This is a genomic window from Bradyrhizobium sp. AZCC 2230 (genome assembly GCF_036924495.1).
GTDB lineage: Bacteria > Pseudomonadota > Alphaproteobacteria > Rhizobiales > Xanthobacteraceae > Bradyrhizobium > Bradyrhizobium rifense.
Genome location: NZ_JAZHRS010000001.1, coordinates 5,221,541 through 5,235,459, shown reverse-complemented (window position 1 = coordinate 5,235,459; position 13,919 = coordinate 5,221,541). Strand labels below are relative to the sequence as shown.

Annotated in this window: 12 protein-coding genes and 1 pseudogene; 8 read left to right on the top strand and 5 right to left on the bottom strand. The window is 61.4% G+C overall.

The annotated features are described in order from the left end of the window. Positions 1 to 26 precede the first annotated feature (26 nt). Together V1280_RS25155 and V1280_RS25150 are read right to left on the bottom strand one after the other, a co-directional pair. Positions 27 to 1,451: a methyl-accepting chemotaxis protein gene (locus tag V1280_RS25155; RefSeq protein WP_334530315.1), complete on the bottom strand. Its 1,425-nt coding sequence runs from the start codon at positions 1,449 to 1,451 to the stop codon at positions 27 to 29. Positions 1,452 to 1,557: 106 nt separating this feature from the next. Beyond that, positions 1,558 to 3,294 carry a methyl-accepting chemotaxis protein gene (locus V1280_RS25150; protein ID WP_334530312.1) on the bottom strand — a complete coding sequence of 579 codons (1,737 nt, stop codon included), beginning with the start codon at positions 3,292 to 3,294 and terminating at the stop codon, positions 1,558 to 1,560. Between the two features lie 206 nt (positions 3,295 to 3,500). Between V1280_RS25150 and V1280_RS25145 the strand changes: the two genes are divergently transcribed. The 6 genes and pseudogenes from V1280_RS25145 to V1280_RS25120 form a co-directional block, all read left to right on the top strand. Further along, on the top strand, positions 3,501 to 4,247 hold the full coding sequence (locus V1280_RS25145; protein WP_148772078.1) for a YebC/PmpR family DNA-binding transcriptional regulator: 747 nt from the start codon (positions 3,501 to 3,503) through the stop codon (positions 4,245 to 4,247). Between the two features lie 78 nt (positions 4,248 to 4,325). Further along, positions 4,326 to 4,853, top strand: a complete 528-nt coding sequence (gene ruvC / locus V1280_RS25140) for a crossover junction endodeoxyribonuclease RuvC (RefSeq protein ID WP_334530304.1) — start codon at positions 4,326 to 4,328, stop codon at positions 4,851 to 4,853. Further along, positions 4,850 to 5,467 (top strand): Holliday junction branch migration protein RuvA, encoded by a 618-nt coding sequence (gene ruvA, locus V1280_RS25135; protein ID WP_334530302.1) that lies wholly within the window; start codon positions 4,850 to 4,852, stop codon positions 5,465 to 5,467. The genes ruvC and ruvA overlap by 4 nt, the downstream gene beginning before the upstream one ends. Next, the gene (gene ruvB / locus V1280_RS25130) at positions 5,464 to 6,522 is read left to right on the top strand and encodes a Holliday junction branch migration DNA helicase RuvB (protein WP_148772075.1); all 1,059 of its coding nucleotides are present in this window, start codon (positions 5,464 to 5,466) and stop codon (positions 6,520 to 6,522) included. The genes ruvA and ruvB overlap by 4 nt, the downstream gene beginning before the upstream one ends. Positions 6,523 to 6,651: 129 nt before the next feature. Then, positions 6,652 to 7,575: a metallophosphoesterase gene (locus V1280_RS25125; protein WP_334530298.1), complete on the top strand. Its 924-nt coding sequence runs from the start codon at positions 6,652 to 6,654 to the stop codon at positions 7,573 to 7,575. A 68-nt stretch (positions 7,576 to 7,643) separates the two neighbouring features. Then, a pseudogene (locus tag V1280_RS25120) lies at positions 7,644 to 7,727 on the top strand (acyl-CoA thioester hydrolase); the annotation flags it as partial. Here V1280_RS25120 and V1280_RS25115 read toward each other — a convergent pair. Further along, the gene (locus tag V1280_RS25115) at positions 7,706 to 8,308 is read right to left on the bottom strand and encodes a hypothetical protein (RefSeq protein WP_334530296.1); all 603 of its coding nucleotides are present in this window, start codon (positions 8,306 to 8,308) and stop codon (positions 7,706 to 7,708) included. The pseudogene V1280_RS25120 and the gene V1280_RS25115 sit on opposite strands and share 22 nt — an antisense overlap. A 240-nt stretch (positions 8,309 to 8,548) precedes the next feature. Here V1280_RS25115 and V1280_RS25110 point away from each other — a divergent pair, with 240 nt between their 5' ends. Next, complete coding sequence (locus V1280_RS25110) at positions 8,549 to 9,208, top strand: hypothetical protein (RefSeq protein WP_334530293.1); 660 nt, start codon at positions 8,549 to 8,551, stop codon at positions 9,206 to 9,208. Between the two features lie 465 nt (positions 9,209 to 9,673). Here the strand turns inward: V1280_RS25110 and V1280_RS25105 are convergent, their stop codons facing one another. Together V1280_RS25105 and pdxR are read right to left on the bottom strand one after the other, a co-directional pair. After that, positions 9,674 to 10,351 (bottom strand): pyridoxamine 5'-phosphate oxidase family protein, encoded by a 678-nt coding sequence (locus V1280_RS25105; protein WP_334530290.1) that lies wholly within the window; start codon positions 10,349 to 10,351, stop codon positions 9,674 to 9,676. Between the two features lie 115 nt (positions 10,352 to 10,466). Further along, positions 10,467 to 11,975 (bottom strand): MocR-like pyridoxine biosynthesis transcription factor PdxR, encoded by a 1,509-nt coding sequence (pdxR, locus tag V1280_RS25100; protein ID WP_334530287.1) that lies wholly within the window; start codon positions 11,973 to 11,975, stop codon positions 10,467 to 10,469. Between the two features lie 344 nt (positions 11,976 to 12,319). Between pdxR and V1280_RS25095 the strand changes: the two genes are divergently transcribed. Beyond that, positions 12,320 to 13,888, top strand: coding sequence for an ABC transporter substrate-binding protein (locus tag V1280_RS25095; RefSeq protein ID WP_334530284.1), 1,569 nt, complete (start codon positions 12,320 to 12,322; stop codon positions 13,886 to 13,888). Positions 13,889 to 13,919 lie beyond the last annotated feature (31 nt).

The window sequence follows — 13,919 nt, the reverse complement described above, 5'->3', positions numbered from 1 at the left end:
ATGGGGTTGTTTTCGAGGTTCTTGATTCAGCCTTGCCGAAAACCCATCCGGAAGGCGCCCCAGTGCTTGCCGCGGACCATGATCGGTGAGGACAGGTCCTTCATCAGCACGAACTGCCCGCCGCCCATATCACGGCGATAGGTCTGCAGCAGGAAGGGTTTTGTGTTGGCCGCGACCTTCTTCACCGCGCGATCGGTGAACAGGCGGCGGTTGCGGCAATTGGCGTTGTTCCAGACCGGGTCCTTGCCCTGCGGCAGCCGGTAGTTCGGATTGTGCGTCGGCAGATAGCCGCCTCGCGCCCAGGCGACGCAGAACACGATGCGCGGATCGGATTTCTGGATCGGGTCCTGGATCGCCGGCAGCACGCGATCGGTGAACTCGACATATCTGGTGAGATATTGCTTGGGATCGGTGCCGGCGATCTCCCGGTAGTTCTCGTCCATGAGCTGGTCGAGCGTGATCTCGCCGCGATCGACCGCGGCCTCGAACTCGGCCGTGATCCGCCCGGTGGTGTCGACGACGAGGCGGATCAGCGGCGCATCCGACGTCTCCACGCCGCTGTCGGCGATCAGCGCGATCAGCCCCTCGGAGGTGTCGAGCAGCTTTGTCACGCGCTGGTCGGCGTTCTTGAGGTCGCGCGAGGACAGGTCGACGCCCTTGGCGAGCTCGTTGAGCTCGGAGATGACGGTGTCGCAATGGCCGAGATTGGAGGTCGCCGCGCGCGTGACGCTGTCGATCTCGGCCTCCACCGAGGCAAAGCCCTGCTGGACGCGCGAGATGATGCCGGAGATCTGCTGGGCGCCTTCGCCGGCGGTCTTCGCGCGCTGGGATGCATCGCTGCTCTCGCCGATCAGGCCTTCGATCTGGCCGTCGAGATCGCGCACGGTGTCGGAGATCTGGTGGGTGGCCTGCCGGGTCGCCTCCGCAAGGTTCTTGACCTCGCTTGCGACCACGGCAAACCCGCGTCCGGCATTGCCGGCGCGCGCGGCCTCGATCGTTGCGTTCAGCGCGAGCAGATTGGTCTGCTTGGCGATCGCCTCGATCGAGCCGGAGACTTTTGCCACCTGCGCCAGCGCCGCGCCGACGGCGCTCAAGCGCGCCTCGATCCGCTCCACCGCTGCGACGAGCTCGGAGATATGGCTGACCGCGGTGTCGACCGCACCGCGCGACTGCGCGATCTCGCCGACCGCTGCCGATGTCGTCGACTGCACGGCCTGCGAGGCGTTGGCGATGTCGTGGTTGGCCGAGACCATGGTCTCAGCCGTCTTCTGCAGGTGATGGAACCGCTCCGACTGGTTGGCGACGCGGTTGGCGACCTCCTGGACATTGCCGGCGATGTCAGCGAGCTCGACGCCGAGGCCGCCGATGCGGTCGGCAAGCTGGTCGATCAGGCGTTCGGCGAGCGTCCGGTTGGATCCAGTGTCCATGACGGCAAGCTGGGCAAGGGACATTTACGGGCTTTCTCCAGTCGGAGCCGTTCGCCGGCCCTCCGCGGCATTCCCATTCCAGCCTCACTTAAAGACGTGATTCGCGGCTGCCGTCTTGCCTGAGCGTGCACTACAGCTTGTAGGCCGTTCTGAACCCGCCCCAGTGCCGGCCCTGCACGCGGATCGGCACGTCGATCTCGCGCATCATCACGGTGTTGCCGTTGCCCATGTCGCGCGCATAGCTCTGGATCAGGTACGAGCGCAAATTGTGCGCCGCAGCCAACCCCGCCGGATCGTTGAAGATGCGGCGGTTGCGGCAATTGGCCATGTTCCAGGCGGTGTCGCCCGGCCGCTGCGGATGCGAATAGATCTTGTTGTGGACCGGCAGGAAGCCATTGCGGTCGACCATGGCGCAGAACGCCATGCGCGTTTCCTTGGCGAGGAAGGTTTCCTGGAAGGGCGACAATGTGCGGTCGGCCCAGTCCAGATATTTTGTGCGGTATTGCTGCGGATTGGTGCCGGCGATCTCGGCGTAGTCGGTGTCGAAGAGGTCATCGATCTTGACCTCGCCGCGCGCAATCGCCTGCTCGAACAGCTTGGTGAGTGCGTTGCCCGCCTCCATCGCGCGGGTGACGAACTCCGTGTTCTCCTCGTGGATCGACCAGAGCTTGTCTTCGATCTTCTCGCGTTGCGCGGCATTGGGGCTGACGAATTGCGCGCGGGCGCCGGCCTTGGACTGCTCGACCACGCGCAGGCGGCAGGCGCCGACGTCTTCGAGGCTGCCGTCGATGATCGCCTGCGGCGCGAGCCGGCCTACTTCCGCACCGCCGATCAAGACGCCGTCCATCGCGATCTCGTAGACCGGCAGCGCGCCGCGCGGGGTTTCGAATTTGAGATGACAGGGCAACCGTTCGGTCTTGCGGCGATCGTCGTGCTCGCTCTGGCGCAGCAGCACCGCGCAGCGTGATTTCAGCTTCTGGGCAAAGGTCGTCACGGCCTTGCCGGCGCTGGCGACGTTCTCGCCATGGGTCTCGGCGGCCTTGGTCGCGGCGTCGATCTCGGCCGCGCTTTCGCCGACCGAGATGATGAACTGCGATGCGCTGGCCGCGTTGCCGGAGACCTCGCTGGTGGTGGCGTTCTGCTCGGCGACCGCGCCATTGACGGTGTCGAACACCGGGCGGATCGCCTCGATCGCCTGCGAGATCCGGTGCACCGCGTCCGCGGAACCTGCGGCGTCGCGCTGGAGCGCGTCGATCTTTCTGGAGATCTCCTCGGTGGCGCCCTGGGTCTGTACCGCGAGTGCCTTGACCTCGGTGGCAACGACGGCAAAGCCCCTGCCGGCGGCGCCGGCGCGTGCGGCCTCGATGGTGGAGTTGAGTGCGAGCAGCGTGGTCTGCCGCGCGATCTGGGCGATCAGATTGACAACGTTGCCGATCGCCGCGGAGGATTCACGCAGGCGGTCGACATTGGCGCGCGCCTCCTGCGCGGCGGCGCTGGCCTCGTCGGCGAGCTTGCCGGCCTCGCGGACCTGCGCGCCGATGCCGTGGGCGGATTGGGTGAACTTGTCTGCGGCATGGGCAAAGCCCGAGGCGTTCGACTGGGCGGCATTGGTCCGCCCGGTCAGCGCGTCGGTGCGCTGGCGGATATCCGCAAGCGTTGCCGCGGTCGCCTCGGCGCCGCCCGCCACCGAATTGGCAGCGCGCTCGAGCTGGCGGATCATGGCGCCGAGTTCGAGTTCCAGCAGTTCCAGGATTTCCCGGGCCGAATCGACCTCGGTGGCGGGAGCGGGCGCGGGCTGTGCGGCCTGCGGGGCTGCCGCTGGTGCGGCGACGTCCGGCAGGCGCTTCCGAAATAATGCGAACGCCATCAGGTCACTCTTGTCGGGAGACGGGTGGACGCTATTTTCGCAGGCTGGGATGAAATCAGGGTTAACGATGCCTGACTTCTGGGCACGGGCGACTACTGTATTACCTCTGAGTACGAGAGGCTCTTTCATTCCGGTGGGTTAGCGGCCTATAAGGCCGCGCTTCCCGACGCTCACCTTTGGCGCACGATTCCTAGAGAAGATCACGCATGGCCGGACATTCCCAATTCAAGAACATCATGCACCGCAAGGGGCGCCAGGATGCCCAGAAGTCGAAGCTGTTCGGCAAGCTGGCGCGGGAAATCACTGTCGCGGCCAAGCTCGGCACGCCCGATCCCAACATGAACCCACGCCTGCGCGCGGCCATCATCGCGGCGCGGCAGGAGAACATGCCGAAGGACAATATCGAGCGCGCCATCAAGAAGGCGCTCGGCAACGAGGGCGAGAACTATGACGAGATCCGCTACGAGGGCTATGGCCCCGGCGGCGTCGCCGTCATCGTCGAGGCCCTGACCGACAACCGCAACCGCGCCGCCTCCGACATCCGCTCCTTCTTCACCAAATCCGGCGGCAATCTCGGCGAAACCGGCTCGGTGTCCTTCATGTTCGACCGCACCGGCATCATCGAATACGACCGCAGCGTCGCCGATGACGATGCGGTGCTCGATGCCGCGATCGAGGCCGGCGCCGACGACGTGGTCTCGGGCGAAGGCGGCCACGAGATCTACGCCTCGACCGAAGGCTATCGCGACGTCGCCAAGGCGCTGGAAGCCAAGTTCGGCGAGCCGCGCAAGGCCGCGCTGATCTGGAAGCCGCAGAACACGGTCGCGGTCGACGACGAGACCGGCGAGAAGCTGCTGAAGCTGATGGACCTGCTTAACGAGCACGACGACGTCCAGAACGTCTACGCCAATTTCGAGATTTCGGACGCGCTGGTCGCGAAGATGGGCGGGTAGGGCACGGGCCCTCCTTTCTCCGGGGACTTCTGTTCTGTTTCTGTTTCGCTATCATGGGCCAACCGCTATCACTGGCCCATGACCGCGCTCCCGATTCGCCAACCCGTTCGCATCATCGGCATCGACCCCGGCCTGCGCCGCACCGGCTGGGGCGTGATCGAGGCCGACGGCAATCGCCTGATCTATATTGCCTGCGGTTCGGTGGAACCGCCGGACGATTTGCCGCTGGCGAGCCGGCTGCTGGCGATCCATGAGGGGCTCACGGCGGTTCTCTCCCATCACACGCCGATGGAAGCCGCGGTCGAGCAGACCTTCGTGAACAAGGACGGCGTCGCGACGCTGAAGCTCGGCCAGGCCCGCGGCGTCGCCATGCTGGCGCCTGCTATGTTCGGCATCTCTGTCGCCGAATACGCGCCGAACCAGGTGAAGAAGACGGTGGTCGGCGCCGGCCACGCCGACAAGCAACAGATCGCGATGATGCTGAAGATATTGCTGCCCAAGGCCGAGCCGCCGTCGGCCGACGCCGCGGACGCGCTCGCCATCGCAATCACCCATGCCCATCACCGCCAGAGCACGGCGCTCAGGCTGAAGGTGGTGGGACTATGATCGGCAAGCTCAAGGGCCTGATCGATTCCTACGGCGAGGATTATGTGCTCCTCGACGTCGGCGGCGTCGGCTATCAGGTGCATTGCTCGGCGCGGACGCTGCAGCATCTGCCTTCGCCGGGTGAAGCAGCGGTGCTCTCGATCGAGACCTATGTCCGTGAGGATCAAATCAAACTGTTCGGCTTCCGCACCGACCAGGAGCGCGAATGGTTTCGCCTGCTCCAGACCGTGCAGGGCGTCGGTGCCAAGGTCGCGCTCGCTGTGCTCGGCACGCTCGCGCCGAACGATCTCGCCAATGCAATTGCCTTGCGCGACAAGGCTGCTGTGGCGCGCACCCCCGGCGTCGGGCCCAAGGTGGCCGAGCGCATCGTCACCGAGTTGAAGGACAAGGCGCCGGCCTTCGCCAATGTCGATCCCGCCATCGTGCATCTCGCCGGCGCTGTCGATGAGCAGCGCGCGCCGCGACCGGTCGCGGACGCGATCTCTGCGCTGGTCAATCTCGGCTACGGCCAGCCGCAGGCCGCCGCGGCCATCGCCTCGGCCTCGCGCAGCGCGGGTGAGAAAGCCGAAACGGCGCAGCTCATCCGCCTCGGCCTGAAGGAGCTCGCGAAGTGAGCGATCCCAAGGCCAACCGCATGGTCACGCCCGAGCGCCGCAGCGACGATGTCGGCGACACCGCGCTGCGTCCGCAATCGCTGTCCGACTTCGTCGGCCAGCAACAGGCGCGCAAGAATCTCTCGATCTTCATCGAGGCGGCGCGCAAGCGCGGCGAGGCGCTGGATCACGTGCTGTTCGTCGGTCCGCCCGGCCTCGGCAAGACCACGCTGGCGCAGATCGTCGCGAAGGAGCTCGGTGTCGGTTTTCGCGCGACGTCTGGTCCGGTGATCGCCAAGGCGGGCGACCTCGCCGCACTGCTCACCAACCTCGAAGAGCGCGATGTGCTCTTCATCGACGAGATCCATCGCCTCAGCCCCGCGGTGGAAGAGGTGCTCTATCCCGCAATGGAGGATTTTCAGCTCGACCTCATCATCGGCGAGGGCCCGGCGGCGCGTTCGGTCAAGATCGAGCTGTCGAAATTCACCCTCGTCGGCGCCACCACGCGCGCAGGCCTTCTGACCAATCCCCTGCGCGATCGCTTCGGCATTCCGGTGCGCCTCAACTTCTATACGATCGAGGAGCTGGAGAGCATCGTCACCCGCGGCGCGCGCGTGCTCAATGTCGGCATGAGCGCCGACGGTGCCAACGAGATCGCGCGCCGCGCCCGCGGCACGCCGCGCATTGCCGGCCGCCTGTTGCGCCGCGTGCGCGATTTTGCCTCGGCTGCCGATGCCGCCTCGATCGACCGCAAGATCGCCGACCACGCGCTGAGCGCGCTCGAGGTCGATGCCGCCGGCTTAGATGCCATGGACCGCCGCTACCTCACGACCATCGCGATGAATTATGGTGGCGGCCCGGTCGGCGTCGAGACGATGGCGGCAGCATTGTCTGAGCCGCGCGATGCGATCGAGGACATCATCGAGCCCTATCTCATTCAGTGCGGCTATCTCCAGCGCACCCCGCGCGGCCGGCTGCTCACATCGCATGCGTTTCGTCATCTCGGCATCGCCGAGCCGTCGCGCGATGCGGCGGCGCAGTTCGGCCTGTTCGGCACGGACGAAAGCGACGAGTGATCTGCGCCGGCGCGCATTGCCCTGCTGTCATGAACTTCCGGTAATCTCTTTGCAGATGATCTGCACAAGCGCACCGCAATTCCGCTCAAATCCGGCCGCATCGAGGAAGTGCATCAGAAGCGGACTTCCATGATCAATCGGCGTCATCTCATCCGTTCCATCGGCGGCCTCTCCGCCCTCGGCGTCTCGACCGCGGCTTACGGCGTTGGCGTCGAGCCGGTGTTGCGGCTGCGCGTGACTCGCTATCATCCAATGCCGCGACAATGGCCAGCGGATTTTCCGCTGAAGATCGCCGTCATCGCCGACATCCATGCCTGCGATCCCTGGATGTCGCTGGACCGGATCGAGGCCATCGTCGATCGCACCAACGCGCTGAATGCCGACCTCATCGTGCTGCTCGGCGACTATGTCGCCGGTCATCACCATGTCACGCGCATCATCCCGGCCAACGAATGGGCGAGGGTGCTGACCGGCCTCAAGGCGCCGCTCGGTGTTCATGCCGTCATGGGCAACCACGACTATTGGGACGACAAGGTCGTGCAGCGTGCCGGGCGCGGGCCGACGGTCGCCCATCGTGCGCTGGAAGCGGCTGGTATTCCCGTCTACGAGAACGACACTGTGCGTCTCACCAGGAATGGTCGCCCGTTCTGGCTCGCCGGCCTCGGCGATCAACTCGCCTATGCGCCGTCGCAGCGCTACGGCCGCGCCCAGCGCTTCGGCGCCGACGATCTCACCGCGACGCTCGCAAAGGTCAGCGATGATGCGCCAGTCATCCTACTCGCGCATGAGCCCTATATCGCGCCGCGCGTGCCCGCGCGTGTCGCGCTCCAGTTGTCCGGCCACACCCATGGCGGCCAGGTCCGTCTGTTCGGCTGGTCGCCGGCGCTTCCGCCGCAGCACGGAGTTCCGCTCGTCTACGGCCATCTGCGGCTGAAGTGCGACGTCATCATCTCCGGTGGTCTTGGTTGCAGCATCATGCCGGTCCGCGTCGGTGTGCCCCCGGAGATCGTCGAGGTGACGCTGGGGCGGGCGCCGGTGGCAACCGTGTCCTAGCCGGCTTGCGCGGCCGGCCGTTTTTGCGCAAAACGGGGCCGTTAGCGACAAGCGAAGAGGCTCGCGACGTGACAGCTCATCTCGACGGCCAGATCCGCGACGGCCGCCACCACATGCAAGTCCGCGTCTACTACGAGGACACGGATTTCTCTGACTGGACGTTGTCGTAGTAGCCAGACGTGCTGATCTTCCCCGTTTTGGCGCGATTTTCTGAGAAAAGTTTCATGCTGAAAAGGGCAGCGGCGTTGAGGTACGGTGTATATTCGTAAGGCTTCCGCTTGCGCACCGGATGCACTATGATGCAATCAACCAAGTTGCGGAAAGCGATGCGGGTTTCGATCGCCTTCGGATTTATCTTGAGCGCGGTGACCAGTCTCTTAGCCTCCGAGCGGTATCGGTCCCCGAAATTCGGATGATCGAAAGGGATCACGTTTTCGCCGCCATTGCCGAGCAACCGCAATTGCTCTTCGACAGTTTCCCGCTCCACGTCGCATTCATCTATCCGTTTCAGCAACTCATCCGGCTTACGACGGCTGTTTGCGATCGCATATGACAAGCGCTCTATCTCAGTATTCAACACATGGCGTCGACGCTCTAGGTTAGAGCGTTCGCTGTTCTTTCGCTGATCGCTCTTCCGCTCCTCCTTCCAAGCACGCATCGCCTCTTCAATGGCTTTCGACGAAAGCAATCTCTGTTCCATTTTGCCGGCAACATCCTTCAGCAGAACGTCCATATCAAAGCTGCGCGTATGCTCGCAGGTGGCTCGCTGATGCGGATTGGCGAATGCGGCGCGTGGCCCGCCATTCCGGGAGGATTGAGCGATTCGCATATGGCCGTTGCAGACGCCTGTCCCTGCCGGAAATCTAATCCGGCTGGCACGTGAGGCCGAATCGCGCAATGCTTCTGTCTCATGAGAGAAGCTTGCAGCCTAGTCTGGTCGGTGCTGGTCTTATTGTTCCGGTCGCGGGTCTCGTTGGAAGCTGAGATCCTGATCCTTCGTCATCAACTTAACATCCAGCGACGGCACCTGCCGAAGAGAGTGGCCTTCAGGGCGATGGATCGCCTGATCTTTGTTGCGTTGTATCGTTTGGTGCCGAATACCATCAAGGCGCTGACGATTGTGAAGCCGGACACCGTGATCCGTTGGCACCGTGCTGGTTTCAGATTGTATTGGCGCTGGAAATCGCGGCACCGCTGCGGTCGACCGACTGTACCGTTGGAAATTCGCCGGCTGATCCGCGAGATGAGCATCGCCAACCCGTTGTGGGGAGCGCCGAGAATCCATGGAGAGCTTCTCAAGCTCGGCATCGAGATCGGCCAGACCAGCGTCGCCAAATATATGGCGCGGAGGAGGGGCCCTCCCTCGCAGGGGTGGAAGACGTTCCTTCGCAACCATGCGGATGGCATTGTCGCAATCGACCTGTTCGTCGTGCCAACAATCTCGTTCCGGCTGCTCTATGGTTTGCTGATCATGGGTCATGGCCGGCGGCAGATACTGTGGTTTGGGGTGACCGCGCACCCGACGGCCGAATGGATCGCCAATCAGCTCACGGAAGTCTGCGGCTGGGAGCAAATCCCTCGTTACTTAATCAGGGACCGCGATCAAGCCTGGGCGGTCCAAGCTGAGGGATAGTTTGAAATGAGGTGCGCCTCGGCGCTTGGGCGCTGCGGCACTGAAAGGTATGCGAAACACGAAAGGCCAAGCGCCGTCGCAGCCTCGTCCATGATTTGGTGAAGAACATCTGGACTTGGAGAGCTTGATAGTCGGTCCACAAACCTTTGGAAGATTCGATGCATGGTTGTGCCGGCTAGTTGAACTCCAGGGAGGGGCGTGACTTCGTGATGCCATGAATCGCTGGTGCCGGTCGTCACCGGCAGTCGTAAGATTCCTAAAACGACTGCTTGAGCGGACGCCAAAGGGACGGCCTAAATCAACCCCGAGACGCCAACCCGTTCTGCTGTCGTAGGGCGTTGGTCTTCAAGTATGGATCACCCGGACTGGCGTGAAAGTGGCTCACGCCGTTCTCAAGTTGGCTCGATTCGCATAGCTAGCGGATTGTGGGAGTTTGCCTTTGATCATTTGCCCAAAAGGCAGGGCTTATTTTAGATAGCGAAAGTTCTTGACGAAGCTTGGCATTTCGATGCCGTCCCGCAGCTTCGGATCGGGAACCGGCGGAAGCTGTACCAGCCGCAGCCCGACTGATCCGGCCCACTGATCGGAGGCGTAATCCTCCGGCTCCTCATCGGGAAGGCCGTCGCTGACCTTGGCCGATACCTCGTCTAGCTTCATTCGGATGAGCTTGGTCGCCTTCCATTCCTGCTCGGCCGGCTTGCGGGCATAGTCCCAAAGACCAGGTGCCAGCCTGTCGGTAAAGACCTCGAGCGCATGACGCTTGACCTTGTCCTCACAGAATTCAGCCTTCCCGAACGCCATCACTGAACGGAAATTGACGTTGTGGTTGAATGCCGCGCGGGAGAAGACAATCCCATCCAAATGCGTGACGCTAAAACAGACTGGAATGCCTTCCTGATGCGTTTTTAGCATCCGACTGGCAGAGGAGCCGTGCCAATAAATATAGTCATCAATACGCCAGTGATTGGTCGGCGTCACATACGGCATCGAATCGATCACATACCCGATCTGGCAGACGATACCAGCGTCGATAATCGCATTGATCGTATCTCGGTCGTACTTGGCTAACCAATGATACCTCTTCAGTCGTGTCCGCTCGCTCGGTGGTTCCACGGGCTTGGAAGTCTCATCGCTGGCATTCATGTTGCTCTACACCACCATCACGGGCCGATTCCCGCGAAATTGATATACCCAAAACAAGGTCCGCCCCTTGGAGCCATTTACAAAAAATGAACGGGGCCAATTGGTGCCGAGCTCATTATTGAGTCGCAAGCACGGGATTTATTGTCGTTCTTAGTTTGGACAGGCGCGCGAGCCCCTGTTCAATTTCGTCGACGTTGTAAGCTGAAAAGCCAAGCAGAAGCCCCTGACGCTTCGTTCGACCTGCGTAGTAGGGTGACAACGGACGGAGCACTACGCCATAGTCCATAGCTTTGCGCGCGATCTCCTGATCGTCAGCGGCCTGGTCGAGCGGTATGATGACGTGCATGCCGGTGTCGGTTGAAGAAAGACGAAGCCTATTCTCGAAAATATCGCTTAGTCCACCAATCAGCCTAACCTGGCGCGCTCTATAAAGGCTCCGCATCCGTCGGATATGGGCGACGAACAGACCACGGTGCATGAATTCCGAAAGCACCATTTGCTCAATGAGCGAGGCGTGGCGATCGACCACGGCCCGCGCCTTGGCAAAGGGTTCGGCGAGGTCGGGCGGCACGACGACATAGCCTAAGCGGAATGACGGAAGAAGAATCTTCGAGAACGTCCCCAGATGGATGGTGCGTTGTCCAATGTCCAGCCCGTGAATCGAGGTTGGGGTGTGACCGACATAACGAAATTCGTTATCGTAATCATCTTCGACGATCCAGGCGCCGCAACGGCTCGCAAGTTCGATGAGGGAAGAGCGTCGCTGGAGCGAAAGCGTTGCCCCCAAGGGATAGTGTCGCGAAGACGATGTAAAAATCAGGCGCGGCGAAGGGTGTCTTGCAAGTGCCTCATCGACGCAGAGGCCTTGGTCATCGACCTCGACAGGACACAGCGAAGCGCCATTGGCCCTAAATATCGAGCGGGTGCCGACATAACCGGGTTCTTCGAGCCAAACCGGATCGCCGGGGTCGAACAGCATGCGGCTGACCAGATCAAGACTCTGCTGGGAACCCGTGGTGATAATGATCTGCTCAGAAGTGCAGGTCATACCGCGGAAGATGTTGAGATGCCGCGCAATAGCCCGTCGCAGGGGCTCGTAGCCGGCATTGGATGTATCGGCGAGAATCTCACCGCGAAGCCGCCCCGACGTCTCGTTTAGCAGGCGTAGCCAGGTTTTGATCGGAAACTCGCGCAGATCCGGAAGGTCCGGCATGAATGTCGTAGGACGTTCCGGGAAAGCATCCGTGGCCGACGCTGTAAGGCTCTTGCCCCTGCGTGACAACGATCTGAACGGATATCGTTCTCCCACGGTTGATGAAGTCTTTCTTTCGAGTGGCGACCGACCAGGCCTGCCGGCGGCCTCCAGTACATAAGTCCCGTCGCCAATACGGCTGGACAAGAAGCCCTCATCGATGAGTCGATCGAAAGCCTGCAAGATCACGTTGCGCGATACGCCGATCTCCTCAGCGAAAACGCGAGTCGATGGCAACTTAATGCTGGCCGGTATGCGTCCACTCTCAATGGCACCGCGCAGGTGATCGGCGATCTGCTGATACTTTGGAAGTACAGAGCCGTCCTCCAATTGAAATCCGATCAACGATCCGGTGACTGCTGTCTTAGACATCAAGAAAATCCCACCGTATCAATCTCGTCGATCGTGCTTCCCGGCAAATCGGCGGCGAGTACAAATTGATTGGTACCGATCTTAAAATCAAAATGGCTCTGCTCGCTGCTTGTTGTTTCGCTTAGCGTTGACTTCACAAGATGAGCTAAGGGCCTGTCGGAAGCAACTTGTTTCGTTTGATGGAGAGCGATCCGGCACGGCGTCCGAAGCGTCGCTGTTGCTCGGCCGAAAGTGTTTCGGCCGGGATAATCAAATGCGCGCATTCGCCGGGATGTGTGATGACTTGAGCATGTTGCCACTAACTTGTGCAAACCACCATCGGAAGTCTATCGGCAGGGGATGACATGAACCGCAACATTGATGAGATCAAAACTACGATTGGAAAGTATGAGGCCGGCGAAATCGATCGACGCAGTTTCGTGCGTTCTCTGACCATGCTTGGCGTCTCGACGTTTGTCGCCAACGCAGTGCTGCAGTCGCCTCTCGGAGCATCGAAGGCGTTCGCTGCCATCGGCGGATCGGAGGAGAGGGCATGGGCGCTCGCCAAGGAAGCGGCCGCGAAGGCAACCAAGAAGACGCTGACGTTGTTGATCCCGACCGGTTCGATCGGCAACATGACGCCCTATGTCGAGAAGTGGAAGAACGAGCTTGGCATCACGCTGGAGTTCATCGAGGAGCCCGATGAAGTCGTTCATACCAAGGGCATGCAGGAGGCGGTTGCCAAGACCGGCCGCTACGACGTGATGATGCCGACGGCGATGTCCTATCCGGACTGGATCGACTCTGGTGTCATTTTTGATCTCACGGACTGGGTCGAGAAGCACAACCCCGAGATCTTCGATAAGGAATGGGGAGTCGTCTTTCCCGCTAGTCATCATGCCCAGCTCTATAACGGTCGCGTCGCCGGACTTCTGAACGACGGTGATCAGATAACGCTGCTGTGCCGGGACGATCACCTGAAGAATCCGACCAAAGTGAAAGCGTTTGCCGACAAATTCGGCTATCCGCTTGGCGTACCGAAGACGTGGGGAGAGTACTACAATCTTGCACAATTCATGCATGACCCCGCCAACAAGTTCTACGGCAGTCTTGAATATCGGTCGCGCTACTATGTCAAATGGATGTTCATGCAGCGGCTGATCTCGAAGGGACGGCTGTACTTCGACCAGGATATGAATCCGACGTTCAATTCGGATGAAGGTCTGGCCGCCCTGGAAGATATGCTGGCGGTCAATCAGTATCTCCATCCCGATGCGTTCAGCTTCATCTGGTCGTCGAACTACAATTCGTTCGGCCGGGGCGAGGGCTTCATGAACATTGTCTGGCCGTCGGGCTTCAAATATTCGAAGGCGCCGTCGACGGGACCGGCCACGACAGGCAAAATTGCGGCCACGGTCATGCCGGCCGATAAGCTCAAGGACGGCAGTCTACTTTACGCCGGTCTGTTCTGCTGGGGCTATGGCTACGCGGTCTCCAAGTATTCGGCAAATCCCGAACTTGCCTACGCTTACGCCCAGTGGATGACGTCGCCGACCATCTCAGCTGATGCCATTCCGTATCTTGGCGGCTATTCCGATCCGTACCGCAAAAACCACATGCTGGCGCCCACGCAGCGGTTGAAGGACGCGTATTCGGCGGAATACCTTCAGACCCTGTACGACAACATGGTCAACACCGTGCCTGACTTCTGTCTGCCCGGTGGATTCGAATACCAGGACGCACTCGACAAGGAGGTGCATGCCTGCATGACCGGAGACAAGAAGCCGAAGGTAGCGCTCGACGACGCTTCACGTGCGTTTGACCGCATTACGCGCCGTATCGGCAAGGACAAGGTGAAGCAGTCCTGGCTGGCGCTCACAAAGAATCTCGCCGAGCCCATCAGAAAAGCCAGTGGCGCGAGCAAGTGGAGCTAAGTTTTCATCAACGACGTTCACCGGTGCCGTT